This is a genomic window from Massilia aurea, assembly GCF_024753205.1.
GTDB lineage: Bacteria > Pseudomonadota > Gammaproteobacteria > Burkholderiales > Burkholderiaceae_D > Telluria > Telluria aurea.
In genome coordinates, this window is sequence record NZ_JANUGZ010000001.1 from 382,145 (window position 1) to 397,658 (window position 15,514).

Genomic DNA, 15,514 nt, shown 5'->3' on the forward strand with positions numbered 1-15,514 from the left:
TGCGTGAATCCCGGCGCACCCGCCGGCAAACGGCCATTATCCCTCAAGCGCCGGCCCTGCCGCCAGCCCGCCCTGCCTTACATCCTGAAACGCAGGCTCACGCCATATGTCGTCGGGTTGTAGCGGATATCGCGCGGCTGGTACTGGCCCAGCGCGCTTTCATACTTCGTGCGCGTCAGGTTGATGGCGTCAAATTGCAGCGACACGTTGTCGTTGATCTCGTAGCCGATGCTCAGGTCGACGAAGGTTGCGGCCTTGACCACGCGGTCCTGGCCAAACGGCGCTTCGGCGATCTGCTCGACATAATCGCCCCGGCGCGTGGCGGCCAGGCGGCCGGTGAAGCCGCTGCCTTCGTACAGCAGCGCAAAGTTGTAGCTCTGGCGCGAGACGCCGGTGAGCGCCGTTGTCGTGAACTGGTCGCTGTCGAACGCCGTGCGCGACTGGTTGTCGCCATCGATGTAGGTGGCGTTGAACTGCGCACCCAGGCCGCTCCAGGCGCCCGGCAAAAAGTCGGCGAATTTCTGGATGCCGAATTCGGCGCCGCGCAGACGGCCCTTGCCCGAATTTTGCGGGCGCGTCACGCGATACAGCTGGCCGTCGATCGTTTCATCCTGCGTGAAGCTTTGCTGGTAGCCATCGATATCGCGGTGGAACAGCGCGATCTGCGCGTAGCCGTTCTTCTTGAAGTAGTACTCCAGCGTGGCGTCGAGATTGGTCGATTTGGTCGGCTCCAGCAATGGATTGCCGGCCCCGCCGCTGCCCGCCACGTTGACCGTCGGCGCAATCAAGGACAGCGACGGATTGAGCGCGCCGAACTCGGGCCGCGTGATCGTCTTGCCGACCGACAGATGCGACTGCAGGTTCTCGCGCCAGCCGATCGTCGCCGTGGCGCTTGGCAGCACATTGGTTTCCGACGTCGACTGGTCGATGTCGGTGATCACGTCGCCAATGCGGCTCTGGCCGCGCAGGTCGCGGTTCACGCGCACGACGCGCACGCCGGCTTCGCTCTTGATGCCAACGCCGGCGATCTCATGGTCCCAGCGCCCCGCCGCATACAGCGTGACGTTCTGCTCTTTCTGGTCGAACGCACGCGCCGGGTCTTCGGCAATGCGCCCGCTGGCCAGGCTATAGCCATTGCGCACCGCGTCGGCCTGGTCGATCAGGAAGTCCGCCGACGGCGCGCTCCAGGCGCCACCCAGCCGGTCTAGTCCCGGCACCAGGTGCTGGAAGGCCGGGCCGAAGGCGCCGATCGGCGTCGGGCGCGCGCCGGTAAAGTCGGCATGACCTTCGGCGCCATGGTAGCTCGCCTTGCGCGACGACAGCCGCACGCCGCCCAGCAGAGCCTTGAAGGCGCCGTCGCCGGGCACGCGGTACACCGCGTCGGTACGCCACTGGAGCTGGGTGCCGGCCTGCTCGTTCCAGTTCTGCACCATCCCGCGCAGCACATAGGCATTCGGGTCTTGCAGCACGTTGGCGTTGCCGCCCTTGGTGATCGCATTGAAGCCGCCATGGCCGTCGGCGCCATACGCGTACACATTGGCGCTCACGCCAGGCGCCTGCTGGTCGACGATCAGCGTGTCGTTGACGAATTTCGAGCGCGTGTAGCCCACCTGCGACTCGACCGACAGCGGGCCCTCGAGGTACTTCAGGCCCAGGTTCAGGTAGTGCGTGGCGGTACGTTCGTTCTGGCCCCAGGTGCTGGTGGCCGTGTATGGCTCCCAGTCGTTGGCGCCGCCGAACTGCGCGGCCGGCGCGGTCGCCGACAGGATCGGGCAGATGACGCCCAGCGACGTCGCGCAGCCATTGGACTGCTGGCCCAGCGTCACGCCGCTCAGGCGCGGGGCCGAACCGACATTCGAGAACGCGTAGTTGACGGCGTTGCGACCCTGGTACCCCATGCCCAGGTATTGCGCGGTGGCCGTCGTGCGCGGATTGATTTTCCACTGGAAGGCGCCGTGCACGCTCTGGCGTTCACGCGCGCCTTCGTTGTAGGTGCCGCCGATATGCGGCAGCTGGCCCAGCACCTCGCCAGGGGCGAGCGGTGCAAACGGCGCCGATTCGCCCAGGCGCGTGGCGCTGCCGTCAGGGCGCACCGAGAAGACGTTCGACGGGCGGTCGTTGTACTGCACCGGATAGGCCCAGTTGTCGCGGTTGACGGCGACGTCGAACAGCGCGCCCATCTCGCCGACATCGGTGTCCCAGCGGTTGCTGACCAAAAAGCCGCCGCCCGGGCTGTGCTTGTCGGCCGTATTGCCGCTGCCGTTGATCTGGTTGACGCGGTCTTCGACATAGCCGGTGGCCACGAAGCCCTTGGCGTCGAACGGTGCGCGCAGGCGGATATTCACGGCGCCGGCGATGCCGCCTTCGAACTGGTTCGCGGTGGCCGATTTGTAGACTTCCATGCCGCCGATCGACTGCACCGGCAAATCCTGGTACGCCAGGCGGCGACCGGCGGCGGTAAAGATCTCGTTGCCGTCCAGGGTCGTGGCGACGTCGGGCAAGCCGCGGATGGTGACGTTGCTGGTCTCGCCGCGATCGCGCCCGACCTGCACGCCCGCCACGCGCTGCAGCGCATCGCCCGCATGACGGTCGGGGAACTTGCCGATATCGTCGGCGTTGATCGCATCGACCACCTGCGCCGCATCGCGCTTGATGTCTTCGGCCGAGCGCAGGCTCTGGCGCAGTCCAGTGACCTTGATGACGGTAGGTGCGGCCGGCGCTGCCTGGGCTGCATCAGCAGGTGCTTCCGGCGCTTGCGGGGCCGGCGTCTGTGGTGCCGGAGCCGGCGAGTCGGTGACGGCCTGCGCGAAGGCTGGGGCGCCATACGAGGACAACAGCATGATGGCGGCACATACCGGCGTGAGGTTCAAACGGCGCATTCGTTCTCCTGGAGTCTGCATGGATCGGGCGCGCCGCGACCGGCGGCGCCTGAAATGTGTCTTCATAACGCAGCATGATGCCATCCAGTTGACATAAATACACCAGAAAAATTTTCCCTCGGATTGACTCGTCCGTGAAATGTGAGAATGTGCGAATAATTGACGTACCGCGCTGACTATACTTGGCGGATATGTACTCACGACCGCCATCATTGTCATCTTCCGAGAATCGCGTCTTGGGCATCGGCGTCGCCATGCTGCTGCACGCCGCCCTGCTGGCCGCATGGCAGGCGAGCCGCCAACAAGCGCCTGACGACGAGCGACAGGCGGTCTTCACCCAGTGGGTCCAGGTGCCTGACAGCAGGCCGCAGCCTGCCACACGCGATGTCCCCGCTCCCGCGGAACGCAGGCGCGCAACGGTCGCTGCACCAGCCGCCCGGACTGGCCAAGCGGTAGCGTCGGGCATCGAACAGCCAACCGCCGGGCCGGACGTTGCTCTTTCAGGCGATGGTCGTGACGTGACGCCTGTTGAAGGTGGCGCACGACTGAGCGTCGAGCAAGCCCTGCGCGAAGCGGGCGCCATCGAGCGCACGCTGCGCAAGAGCAACAAGGCATATATCGTCGCGCCACCAGACAGCCCGCAGATCCGCATGGCCCGTGGGTTTGCAGAAGCGGCGGCAGTCGCACCGGGCCGCTGGTACGAAGCGCCCAAGATCGTTGAACTCGTCAATGACGGCGGCGACGGCGCGCGACGCACGCGCGTTGTCACGGCTGGCGGTATCTATTGCATCACCGAGCGCTCCCCGGCCACGAGCATCGACATGATCGAAAAATTCGGCAAGCAGAGAATCACGAACTGCGGGCATGAACACGAGCAGCCTGTCAATGCCCAGGAATGGCGTACCGCGCGCGATTGACGCTGACCGTGCCGCGGGTCAAGCCGGCGTCTTGATATCCTCGAGCGACTTGCCGGCGGCAAGCCATGCCTTGACCCAAGCCGGTTGACGGCCGCGACCGCTCCATTGCTGGGCAGGATCGTCGGGATTGGTGTAGCTGACGGCAGTAGCGGCCGGCTTTCCTGGCACCGGCGCTTTGATCGCCAGTACCTGTTTCTCGGTCAGGCCGGCATTGCGGGCGATGTGAAGGATCTGTTCGCGCGCCTTGCTGATGCTGAGAAAATGGTGGGTTTTGAGTGCATCGTTGACCTGTTCTTCAAGTGCGCGAAGTTTGGCCAGCGAATATTTGGAGAGGTCTTGCATGGTTGCAGGTTGCTTTAAGGTGAATGAAAACAGCACCCTAACATGCCGGACCACCTGTTGGCGACCCGATCGAATGCTGTTTGTGTGCTCTTACTGGAGGCGAACCGCCACATCGAACAGCCACGTCCTGCGAATTTCCACCACATCGTACTGGCGCGCCAGCGCCGGCGGGAACGGTCCATAGGGCGCGTGACTGGCAATGATCTGGCGAATTGCCTCGTCGACCGCAGGCACGCCGCTCGATGTCACGAACGTCACCCGCTCCACCGAACCGTCGCTGCGCACGGCCACAGTCACGAGCGGCTGCCGGTGCGGCTGCTTGACGATATCGCGTACGGCATTCAGGCTCATGTTCAACTCGATCTTGCGGCCCATGGCTTCGGCGTACGCCACGAGGTCCGCATTCGCGTCGGCGCGGCCCAGTAGCCAGCCGCGACGCTGCCCGCCGGCGGCGTCACGCTGCGCGGCCTCCTGGTTCAACTGCCGGCCGATCGCGCGCAGGCGCTCTTCACGCTGCGCTTCCTGTGCGGTTTGCACGGGCGCCGCCGGCGTTTGCGGCAACTGTGCGAGGCGTGCCGCTTCCTGCCTGACCGCATCCTGGCGGGCTGCTTCCTGGCGTGCTGCTTCCTGTTGCGCCATTCTCGCCTGCTCCTGGCGGCCTGCTTCAGCACGGGCTGCTTCAGCACGGGCGGCGTCAAGACGGGCTTGTTCCTGACGCGCCGCTTCCCGTTTGGCCTGTTCCTGACGGGCGATTTCTGCGCGGGCAGCCTCACGCTGGGCCGCCGCATTGCGGTTCGCTTCCTCGAGGCGCTTTGCATCGGCACGTTCGGCGTCGCGTTGCGCCGCCTCGGCGCTGGCCAGCGCGTCCCGCGCAGCTTGCTCGCGTGCCTGTGCCTGTGCCTGTGCCTGTGCCTGTGCCTGTGCCTGTGCTTGTGCCTGTGCTGCCAGCTCGGCAGTCCGCTGCTGTTCAGCCGCTACGGCTGCCGCTGCGCGCGCGGCCTCGCGCTGAACAACCTGCTGGCGCACGTGTTCTTCCTCGATCGCCGTCTCCCGCTTGTCGTCATCGAGCGCGATGATGCGTGCACCCGCCGCGTCGTCGTTCTGTAGTGTCGGCGCTGGCGCTGGCTGGATCCTGGTGACCGGCGCTTGCGGTACCGAGGGCGCAGGCGCGGTTGCTGCTGGAACGGCTGGCGGGGTCTGCTGGCTCGCGGCGACCGGTGCTTCAGCCTTCGCCACGGATGCGGGCGGCGGCGCTGGTGCTGCGGCTGGTGCTGCGGCTGGCGCCGGCGCCAGCCTGACATTCAATTCAGTCGCGGCCAGGCGCCGCTCTTCCCACGGCATGCGCAATCCCGGGAGCCCGAACACATCGCCCTCGAGCGGAATGCTCAGCAGCAGAGCGTGGATCACCAGGGATAACAGCAGTGCCAGGCGCATTCGCCAGGAAAAAGCAGGCGTGTCGGAAGGGGTTCTCACATTGTCGGATCGGTCGGGGTCGGTGTGATGGAGGCGAGTTGCCAATGGTGCAAGATCAGCGGCGATGCTATCACACCGCTGACGCCGTCGCCACGCGCCCTGAACACGACCGACCTGTGGCACTATCGCTGCTAATGCCACCGTCGTGCACCGCAATCGCCCGGCATCGCCCCCTACAAGCGAAGGACCAGCTTCATGCCCCGGATATCCCACGTCGTCGGCACCAAAACGTATTGGTTCGCCGATCTGCGCGACCTGCTGGCCAAGGCCACACCCGCGCGCTCGGGCGACCATCTCGCCGGTGTTGCCGCAGGCAGCGCCGAAGAACGCGTTGCCGCGCAAATGGCACTGGCCGACCTGCCCTTGCGCACCTTTCTGAACGACGCCGTCGTGCCGTACGAAACCGATGAAGTCACGCGCCTGATCATCGACAGCCACGACGATGCCGCGTTCGCGCCGATACGCCACCTGACCGTGGGGAGTTTCCGGGAGTGGCTGCTGGGCGACGCAGTCGACGGGCCTGTGCTGGCGCGCGTCGCCCCTGGCATCACACCCGAGATGGCGGCAGCCGTCTCGAAAATCATGCGCATCCAGGACCTGGTGCTGGTGGCGCGCAAGTGCCGCGTCGTCACGCACTTTCGCAATACGATCGGCCTGGCCGGCACGCTGTCGACGCGACTGCAGCCGAACCACCCGCTCGACGACCTGTCAGGCATCGCGGCCAGTCTGTTCGACGGTCTGATGCATGGCAGTGGCGACGCGGTCATCGGCATCAATCCGGCCACCGACAATGTCGCGCAGGTGGTCAAGCTCGTCACGATGCTGGACGATATCATCAGCCGCTACGACATTCCCACCCAGTCATGCGTGCTGACGCATGTGACCAATACGATCGAGGCGATCGGGCGCGGCGCGCCGGTTGACCTGGTATTCCAGTCGATCGCCGGCACGCAAGCGGCCAACGCCAGCTTCGGCATCGACCTGGCGCTGCTCGGCGAAGCCCGCGCCGCCGCCCTGTCGCTGGGCCGTGGCACGGTGGGCAACAACGTCATGTATTTCGAGACCGGCCAGGGCAGCGCGCTGTCGGCCAATGCCAACCATGGCGTCGATCAACAAACCTGCGAGGCGCGCGCGTATGCCGTGGCACGCGCGTTCGAGCCGCTGCTGGTCAACACCGTGGTGGGCTTCATGGGGCCGGAATACCTGTACGACGGCAAGCAGATCATCCGCGCCGGCCTGGAAGACCATTTCTGCACCAAGCTGCTCGGCCTGCCGATGGGGTGCGACGTCTGCTATACCAACCACGCCGAAGCCGACCAGGACGACATGGACGTGCTACTGACGATGCTGGGCACGGCCGGCTGCACCTTCGTGATGGGTATTCCGGGCGGGGACGACATCATGCTCAATTATCAGACGACGTCCTTCCACGACGCCCTGTATGCGCGCCGCGCGCTCGGGCTGCAGCCGGCGCCTGAATTCGATGCGTGGTTGCGCGCAATGGGTATATTCAAGGGCGATGATCAGTTCGAGCTGGGGCGGACCGTACCCCCGGCATTCCAGCGCGCACTGCTGCAGTCATCCTGAGGTTGCTCCCATGTCCGATTCGATTGATGACCCCATTGCCGGCGCCGCACCGTGGCAGGCGTTGCGCCAGTTCACCGATGCCCGCATTGCGCTGGGCGCCGCCGGCATCAGCCAGCCGACAGGCGCACAGCTGGACTTTCAGCTCGCGCATGCGCGGGCGCGTGACGCCGTGCATCTCCCGCTCGATACCGACGTGCTTATGCCAGCTCTGCAGGCAGCGTGGCCGCGCGCGGGCCCGCCGCTCCTGCTCCACAGCGCGGCTGCGAATCGCAACGTTTATCTGCAGCGGCCGGATCTGGGGCGGCGGCTCGATGCGCCATCACGCGCGCTTCTGACCGATAGTGACGATGGCAACCGCCGCTGCGACCTGGCCATCGTCGTGGCGGATGGTTTGTCGTCACACGCGAGCGCGCAGAATGCCGCGCCCTTCCTCGCAGCGCTGCATCTGCAGCTTGCCGCCGAAGCGTGGGCGCTGGCGCCGCTGGCGATCGTCCAGCAAGGCCGCGTCGCCGTGGGTGATGAAGTCGGTGAATTGCTGGGGGCGAAGATCGTCATTGTGCTGATTGGTGAACGCCCGGGCCTGAGCGCACCGGACAGCATGGGCATCTACATGACTTGGGCGCCACGCGTCGGCCTGACGGACGAGCGCCGTAACTGCATCTCGAACGTCAGGCCGGCGGGGTTGGGTTATATCCAAGCCGCTGCCAGGCTGCATTATCTGCTGGAGCAGGCGCAACTGCGGCAGTTGAGCGGCGTGGCACTCAAGGACGAAACGACGCAGGATGACGTGCTGCCGGGTGGCGGCAGGCAGGTGTTCCTGCTGTGACTTTCTAGAATAAATGTGACGTTTTGGGAATTGCCGCAACCACGGCTGTGAATTGCGGAGGCCACTAATCCTTGCTGAGCTAATTAGCCTGATGAGCTTCCTATTTCGGCCAAGAGCGGACCAACGCACGAACAAGGGATCATGGACAAAGCGGAGCTTGCGCAGGCCTTGAACAATCATGGTGTCTCGTCGCGTTAGTATCGATTCGGTCCATATGGGCACGGATTTTCCGACGACTCGTTTTCGCTCGAAGAAGGCAACGGAGTGTTTCAGGTGATTTACATCGAACGACGGACGCCTTCTTGCTGGCATCGCTCTCAACTAAAGACGAGGCGTGTGCGTACCTCTTGGAGCAGTTGACGAGTACCGATCAGTTTCTAATCTGCCCGGAATAAGGCCCTATTCTCTCAACCAAGGTAGTTCCGTTATGGGTCGGTACCGGCCTGTGGCGGCTACCACTGGATTTTCAACTTGCCAACCTGCGATGCTGGCTCGACCGGCCGGATTCGGCCAAGAGCGGACGTTAACATCGCAGCGCTGCTAGCAGATTTAGACATTTCGATAAATCGATCAAAAATGAAAACATGGTCCTTTGGAGCTGCGGTTGCGTTGGTTACCGTCGGATATATGACTACCTGTTCGTACGAGTCGCATCGTGGCGAAGCAGCTATGGCCCAAGTACAAAAAGGCGACAGCGAAGAAAAGGTGGTCGCTCTCTTCGGTCCGCCCAATACACGTGAGCATCAAGGCAAGGGGTATCGTCGGTACGTTAACGACGCTTGTATCGACCGATGCGTGGAGCGACTGTGGTTCGAAAATCAGCTGTCAATCGTAGACGAGGCCTGGTTCGTAGCGTTAGACAATGATCGTCGTGTGCTTAAGGCGGCACACTTGATATCGCCGTAGGGTTAACAAACGGCCATATGCAAGGCATGTCTGCTTCGGGCCGACAGCTACCTGTCCAGACAGTCGGTGAGTTTTCCAGCCGGCAACCTGCTAAGCTGACGCGAATGGCCAAGTTCGGCCAGAAGCGGTTCCTCAGCGGTCAAGAGTTAAAGAGAAAAATGACAAATCTTATCTTAGAAAAAACCGATCAGGTCCGGATGTATACCAACATGCGCGACATTTTCGAGGCCGCCAACATTGCGCCGCAGGACTATGACTGGTACGTCAGCGACATCGAAACGAATTGGAGGCCACCGGGGTTTCGGCCGGATGATCAATGGTTCACGGGCGACAAACTCGCGGCATTCCTGTATGCCCATGAAATTCAATTTATCTGGGCAGTATTTAGTGCGGTACCGAAGGGGCTTCGCCCGATACCAGCTCAGGCACCGTACGTCGAGGACAATCCACGGTATTGGGATGGTACGGAGCCGGAACCGCAGTTGGAAGGCGCTTTGTTCGAAATCGTCTGCTGGGACAGCAGTGGAACGATTCTAATCAACCTACCCGCCCAGGCTATCGATTCGTTCGTGAACCGATATCCAGACGCCAAGCCGTTGGCAACCGCGCGCTCCTGAGCGACGCCGCTAGGTCCGCTTTGGGTCGACAGCTGCCTGTCGGGGCCATTGCTGGATTTTCAACTTGGCAACCTGCTATGCTCGGCCGAACGGCCGGGTTCGGCCAGAAGCAGACCTTGGACGCAAGCTGCAATTGCATCGCTTCAGCTAATGCGTAAAGATAGATTGGAAACAGTAGGCGCAGTTCGCGTGCGCAAAAAGTGAGGCATTTGTTATGGGCAGAGGTGGATTGGACGAGTACGAAGCATGGTTGGATACACTCGATGCCAAGTTTCGTATAGTGAATGGAGGAATCCGTTCTGATTTTGATGCGCCTTTCTCCATATCTCTTCTTGACTGCAACGACGTTGATGGGATTGTGAAGTGCGCGACAAAACTAAGGACTGTTTTTTTGTCGAACTCATCACATCTTCCCGTTGAGTATCTTCTTAAGCGATTCATTCGGCTTGCCATCGACGCAAATCGCCTTCCGATCCCGAAAGAAGAGATCCTAAGCCGACTTCCAAAAGAGTGGGATTTCAGCAATTGGATTTGATGATGCCCGGTTAACTCGTCACCGCTTAGGCAACGGCTGCTTTGGGTCGTTTCCGGTCTGTCGCGGCGGCTATTGGATTCATCCTGTCATTCTGCTAAGCTTGGTCAGCTGGCCTATTTCCGCTAAAAGCGGCCCTTGATTAACCGTGCAGCCATTTGTACGTCGTCTCCAATTCGTATCCTATTTAATGCGACTTGTTACTAGACAGCAAGTATGTGTGCTTTTATCGTGGCACTAGTTAGGTAGACTTTTCCTCCAGATTCAAAAGTTGAACGGCGTTGTATATCAAGCTGTGTTGGCCATTCAATTATCTTAACTACTAGTGCATACAATAACTCTGAAACTTTCCAAGAAAATATTAATGTCTAACGTCACTAAGATTACGACAGCGGCTCTCGCTGCACTTATCTCTTTAAACGCCTGTAAGCGCGATGACGCCACTACTGCAGAGACAACGGCGGCGTCTACGACCTCGACAGCAGATTCAACACGCGCACGTTCGCAAGCGACACCGATTGGCAACCCAGCCAGCAGCAGTGCCGTCACACCGTTTGATTTGCAAAGCGTGCCTATAACGTCGACCAAACTACCAGCGTTTCCCTACGTTGACAGGCCAGCGGGAACGGAGGGCTATCATAACGAGGAACAGCAATTCGACCAGATTTATGTGATTTCGGGCAATGAACTGCGTTCTGTCGAGGGCCGATACCAGCAGCGCTGGTTCCCGCTAAGTGTAGTAAAAATGTCATTGTTGGAGGCCTACCGCAACTACGACAGCGCGTTTCGAGCGCTCGGCGCACTCCGCGTAGACGCAGTGGGCCCTGCCGATCCAGTATTCGTCGCGCGCAATGGCGATACCAAATCCATCCTCCAGCGATTGCGCCTACCCAACCTTCCGGGAGATTTACCGGGAGACGTTCCGGTATATGCGCAATACCTGCTGCGTGCGCCTGACAGGAACATCTGGCTCAGTTTCTCTGTGTTTGACGATGGCTTGAATGTCAGCGTCACGACACTGGAAGAAAAACCTATGCAGCAGCGAGTCAGTTTCATCAAGGCCGACGAGATGTGGAACGCGCTGGGGAAGGACGGGCACGTTGCGTTGTATATCAACTTCGATACCGACAAAGCGGGTATCCGGCCGGATGGCAAACTTGCAGTGGATGAGATTGCAAAACTGTTGGATAAGAACCCCTCCTTGAATCTGACTATTGAGGGCCATACGGATAATGTTGGTGATCCGGCTCACAACAAGACATTGTCGCAGCAGCGTGCGGACGCCGTAATGGGCTCACTGATTGCTACAGGCATCGCTAAGGAGCGCCTCAGTACTCTAGGCCTAGGTGATACCAAGCCGGTGGCGGATAACAACGACGATACGGGACGTGCAAAGAATCGGCGCGTCGAGCTGGTCAAGCGTACGTAATCATGGATAAGAATCTATAGATCCGCTTGCAAGCTGCCATCACGAATGCCCTTGAAAGATTCGGCCCTCAATAAAGTGCTAGACCCAACCTTCTGAACGTCTGCTTAGGGTCTTGGATTCAACCGGTCGACAGCGGTCCTTCTAGACAGCGATTGGGAAATCGAGCTACGGAACCGCGCAATCAGAGGCGGCCATCAGTTTTTGGGCTGAGGCTCGCCCAAGGTTGAAAACTGCCGGTCACGATCCTGATCCCAGGGCCAGTTGCAGCGATTGGCAAAATCAGCAGGGCTTAGCGAGGCACCGCAGCACCCCGCGTCACGTCTATTTCCGCAAGTCCCACTTACGGTAGACAGCAACGCGAACCGCCCCGTCACCAGCTCAGCGGGCTGCCGCTTTCGCCCGCGCTGCGTGCAGCTTCTTGTAGCTGTCGATCAGGCGGTGATGACGCTCGAGTCCCTCCAGCGCCATGCTCGTCGGGGCCAGGCCATGGAAGCGCACGCTGCCGTCCACCGAGCCGAGCACCGCGTCCATGCGCTCGTCACCATACATGCGGCGGAAATTGGCGACATAATCATCCAGTTCCAGATCGTCGTCGAGCGAGACTTCCAGCACCACATTCATCGCCTGATAGAACAGGCGGCGTTCGACGGTGTTGTCGTTGTACTGCAAGAACGCACCGACCAGTTCATGCGCATCCTCCAGCTGGCCGAGCGCCAGATGAATCAGCAACTTGAGTTCGAGCACGGTCAGCTGGCCCCACTCGGTATTCTCGTCAAACTCGATGCCGATCAGCGTGGCGATATCCGAGTACTCGTCGAGCTCACTGTTTTCCAGGCGATCGATCAGCGCTTCGAGGCTGTCGTCGTCCAGGCGATGCAGATTCAGGATATCGCTGCGGAACAGCAGCGACTTGTTGGTGTTATCCCAGATCAGGTCTTCGACCGGATAGATTTCGGAATAACCCGGGACCAGGATACGGCACGCGGTCGCGCCAAGCTGGTCGTACACGGCGGTATAGACTTCCTTGCCCATATCGGCCAGGATCGCCAGCAGCGTCGCCGCTTCTTCGGTATTGGCGTGCTCGCCCTGGCTCGAGAAATCCCATTCCACGAAGTCAAAATCGGCTTTGGCGCTGAAGAAGCGCCACGAGACGATGCCGCTCGAATCGATGAAGTGTTCGACGAAGTTGTTCGGCTCGGTGACGGCATTGCTGGCGAACGTCGGCTGCGGTAAATCGTTCAAGCCTTCGAAGCTGCGGCCTTGCAGAAGTTCGGTCAGGCTGCGCTCCAGCGCCACTTCGAAACTCGGGTGCGCACCAAACGAGGCGAACACGCCGCCGGTCTTGCGGTTCATCAGCGTCACGCACATGACCGGGTACGTGCCGCCCATCGATGCGTCCTTCACCAGCACCGGGAAGCCCTGCTCTTCCAGCGCCGCGATGCCGGCCACGATGCCAGGATATTTCGCCAGCACTTCTTGCGGCACGTCCGGCAGCGCCAATTCGCCTTCGAGGATTTCGCGCTTGACGGCGCGCTCGAAAATCTCGGACAGGCACTGCACCTGGGCTTCGGCCAGTGTGTTACCGGCGCTCATGCCATTGCTGACGTACAGGTTCTCGATCAGATTGGTCGGGAAGTACACGACCTCATTGTCCGACTGGCGCACATACGGCAGTGCGCAGATGCCGCGCGCGGCATTGCCCGAATTGGTGTCGATCAGGTGCGAGCCACGCAGTTCATCGTCCGGGTTGTAGATCTCGAGGCTGTAGGCATCGAGAATCTCCGCCGGGAGCGCATCGTTTGGGCCTGGCTTGAACCAGCGCTCGTTCGGGTAATGGACGAACGGTGCGTTGGCGATGTCTTCGCCCCAGAACGCACCGGCGTAGAAGTGATTGCAATTGAGGCGTTCGATGTATTCGCCCAGTGCCGACGCCAGTGCGCTTTCCTTCGTCGCGCCCTTGCCATTGGTGAAGCACATTGGCGAATGGGCGTCGCGGATATGCAGCGACCACACGTTCGGAACGATATTGCGCCACGAGGCGATCTCGATCTTGATGCCCCAGTCGGCCAGCATGCCGGACATATTGGCGATGGTCTGCTCGAGCGGCAGGTCCTTGCCGGTGATATAGGTGCGCGAATCGGTCGATGGCTGCAGCGTGAGCAAGGCCTGCGCATCGGCGTCGAGATTCTCGACTTCTTCGATGACGAACTCGGGGCCGGCCTGCACCACTTTCTTGACCGTGCAGCGGTCGATCGAGCGCAGGATGCCCTGGCGGTCCTTGTCCGAGATATCGGCAGGCAGCTCGATCTGGATCTTGAAAATCTGCTGGTAACGGTTTTCCGGGTCGACGATATTGTTCTGCGACAGACGGATATTTTCGGTCGGGATGTTGCGCGTATCGCAGTACAGCTTGACGAAGTACGCCGCGCACAGGGCCGACGAAGCCAGGAAATAATCGAACGGGCCCGGCGCCGAACCGTCACCCTTGTAGCGGATGGGTTGGTCGGCAATCACCGTGAAGTCATCGAACTTCGCCTCAAGACGAAGTTTGTCGAGAAAGTTGACCTTAATTTCCATCGCAGATTTCCTCAGTAATGCTCAAAATCGTTCAAAAACATAAAGCCCTGTAAAAACAGGGCTTTATTATTATGCAGACACTTGCATGTCAGCTGCCAGTCACTGGCGCCAGGCACACAGCGCGCCATTTTAGCATTATTGCAGTGCCAGATCGTCGCTGGCGGGCGTGATAATCACGTGATCTGGTCACAGTTCCATGTGCCCCAAAGTCTGCCCCGCTGCTAACGTGGGGTGTATGTTTTCCTCTACTTAAATGTTGGTTAGTTACATTTTACCGAAAAAGAGCTGACCCTCTCCAAGCGATCCTGCGACAACCTTTCCAGCGATTGACGTGATCAGGTTTCAGCCTGCTCAACGCTACTTGCCCGAAAGCGCTTGCGGTAGTCGGAAGGCGATATGCGCAGGGCTGCCTTGAAGTGCTGCCGAAGCGACAGCGCCGTGCCGAATCCGGCTGCGTGCGCGACGCGCTCGATTGACAAGTCCCCTGCCTCAAGCAGCCGCTGCGCATGGATCAGTCTCTGGTTCTGCAACCACTGCTTGAAGGAGGTTCCGGTAGCAAGGCGAAAATGACGTGTGAAATTGCGCCGGCTCATGGCAGCACGCTCGGCCAGCATGTCAATGCTGTGCTCCTCGTGCAGATGTTGACCGACCCACTCGAGCAACTGGGCGAAACGCCCTGCCGCAGCGTCGTCCGGCAACGGTTGCTCGATGAACTGCGCCTGTCCGCCGTCACGGTGCGGCGCAACCAGGATGTGCTTTGCGACACGATTGGCGACCTCGGCACCACACAACCGCCGCAGCAGATGGAGGCAGCAATCGAGGCCGGCGGCAACGCCCGCCGACGTCAGTATGTCGCCATCATCCACGTACAGCACATGCCGATCCACGGCAAGTCGGGGATAGTGCTGCGCGAGCATGTCTGCCGCCTCCCAGTGCGTTGCCACCGTTCGCCCATCGAGCAGGCCGGCCTGTGCCAGCGGAAAGGCGCCCAGGCACAAGCCGACAACCGTGGCGCCGCGCGCATGGCCGCGGCGCACACTGTCAAGCAGGTTGTCCGGTGCGCTGCGCCCGTCTGCGTGCCAGGACGGCATGACGATGATGTCAGCCTCGTCGACTGCCGAGAGATCGGCATCGATTGCGATCGCGAATCCGGCAGAGGTCGACAATGTGCCCGCCTGCGGCGCGCAGACAGTGATCGCGAACGACATCGCATCGGTGTCGACCACGCGGCTACCGAACACCAGACAAGGCACCGACAGGTGAAACGGCGTAATGCCCTCGAAGGCGATGACGGCGACTTTTTTGTGGAGTAAGGCGGGCGCGATAGCAGGCATGGCCCGATTATATCGAAAGTTAGCCTTCGGGCCAATGTTCGGTGGTGACCGTTTCGAGCACAATCGGTCTTCCGGCCTGCCCGACGCGTGCAGGA

General features: G+C 61.1%; 10 protein-coding genes. 5 read left to right on the plus strand and 5 right to left on the minus strand.

Going from position 1 to position 15,514, the window contains the following annotated elements:
* Positions 1-77 precede the first annotated feature (77 nt).
* Positions 78-2,879: a TonB-dependent receptor gene (locus NX775_RS01630; RefSeq protein WP_258834405.1), complete on the minus strand. Its 2,802-nt coding sequence runs from the start codon at positions 2,877-2,879 to the stop codon at positions 78-80.
* A gap of 236 nt (positions 2,880-3,115) precedes the next feature.
* Between NX775_RS01630 and NX775_RS01635 the strand changes: the two genes are divergently transcribed.
* Positions 3,116-3,796, plus strand: coding sequence for a hypothetical protein (locus NX775_RS01635; protein WP_258834406.1), 681 nt, complete (start codon positions 3,116-3,118; stop codon positions 3,794-3,796).
* An 18-nt stretch (positions 3,797-3,814) separates the two neighbouring features.
* Here NX775_RS01635 and NX775_RS01640 read toward each other — a convergent pair whose 3' ends face one another.
* Both NX775_RS01640 and NX775_RS01645 read right to left on the minus strand, forming a co-directional pair.
* A complete protein-coding gene (locus NX775_RS01640) occupies positions 3,815-4,174 on the minus strand; it encodes an H-NS histone family protein (protein ID WP_258834407.1) in 360 nt (119 codons plus the stop codon).
* A 54-nt stretch (positions 4,175-4,228) separates the two neighbouring features.
* On the minus strand, positions 4,229-5,572 hold the full coding sequence (locus NX775_RS01645) for a TonB C-terminal domain-containing protein (protein ID WP_258834408.1): 1,344 nt from the start codon (positions 5,570-5,572) through the stop codon (positions 4,229-4,231).
* 234 nt (positions 5,573-5,806) lie between these two features.
* Here NX775_RS01645 and NX775_RS01650 point away from each other — a divergent pair, with 234 nt between their 5' ends.
* The 4 genes from NX775_RS01650 (at position 5,807) to NX775_RS01665 (ending at position 11,508) form a co-directional block, all read left to right on the plus strand.
* On the plus strand, positions 5,807-7,198 hold the full coding sequence (locus tag NX775_RS01650; RefSeq protein ID WP_258834409.1) for an ethanolamine ammonia-lyase subunit EutB: 1,392 nt from the start codon (positions 5,807-5,809) through the stop codon (positions 7,196-7,198).
* A 10-nt stretch (positions 7,199-7,208) separates the two neighbouring features.
* A complete protein-coding gene (gene eutC, locus NX775_RS01655; protein WP_258834410.1) occupies positions 7,209-8,024 on the plus strand; it encodes an ethanolamine ammonia-lyase subunit EutC in 816 nt (271 codons plus the stop codon).
* Between the two features lie 1,010 nt (positions 8,025-9,034).
* Positions 9,035-9,547: a hypothetical protein gene (locus NX775_RS01660; protein ID WP_258834411.1), complete on the plus strand. Its 513-nt coding sequence runs from the start codon at positions 9,035-9,037 to the stop codon at positions 9,545-9,547.
* Between the two features lie 896 nt (positions 9,548-10,443).
* Entirely contained in the window at positions 10,444-11,508 is a 1,065-nt protein-coding gene (locus NX775_RS01665) for an OmpA family protein (RefSeq protein ID WP_258834412.1), read from the plus strand.
* 378 nt (positions 11,509-11,886) lie between these two features.
* On the opposite strand, the gene NX775_RS01670 is transcribed toward NX775_RS01665, so the two are convergent.
* Positions 11,887-14,085, minus strand: coding sequence for an OsmC domain/YcaO domain-containing protein (locus NX775_RS01670; protein ID WP_258834413.1), 2,199 nt, complete (start codon positions 14,083-14,085; stop codon positions 11,887-11,889).
* Positions 14,086-14,420: 335 nt separating this feature from the next.
* The gene (locus NX775_RS01675; protein ID WP_258834414.1) at positions 14,421-15,419 is read right to left on the minus strand and encodes a GlxA family transcriptional regulator; all 999 of its coding nucleotides are present in this window, start codon (positions 15,417-15,419) and stop codon (positions 14,421-14,423) included.
* Positions 15,420-15,514: the final 95 nt, after the last annotated feature.

Excerpts from the sequence above, each read along its gene's own strand:
- eutC (WP_258834410.1), top strand. The coding sequence starts at position 7,209 with ATGTCCGATTCGATTGATGACCCCATTGCCGGCGCCGCACCGTGGCAG.
- NX775_RS01670 (WP_258834413.1), bottom strand. The coding sequence starts at position 14,085 with ATGGAAATTAAGGTCAACTTTCTCGACAAACTTCGTCTTGAGGCGAAG.
- NX775_RS01645 (WP_258834408.1), bottom strand. The coding sequence starts at position 5,572 with ATGCGCCTGGCACTGCTGTTATCCCTGGTGATCCACGCTCTGCTGCTG.
- NX775_RS01665 (WP_258834412.1), top strand. The coding sequence starts at position 10,444 with ATGTCTAACGTCACTAAGATTACGACAGCGGCTCTCGCTGCACTTATC.
- NX775_RS01675 (WP_258834414.1), bottom strand. The coding sequence starts at position 15,419 with ATGCCTGCTATCGCGCCCGCCTTACTCCACAAAAAAGTCGCCGTCATC.
- NX775_RS01630 (WP_258834405.1), bottom strand. The coding sequence starts at position 2,879 with ATGCGCCGTTTGAACCTCACGCCGGTATGTGCCGCCATCATGCTGTTG.
- NX775_RS01650 (WP_258834409.1), top strand. The coding sequence starts at position 5,807 with ATGCCCCGGATATCCCACGTCGTCGGCACCAAAACGTATTGGTTCGCC.
- NX775_RS01660 (WP_258834411.1), top strand. The coding sequence starts at position 9,035 with ATGGCCAAGTTCGGCCAGAAGCGGTTCCTCAGCGGTCAAGAGTTAAAG.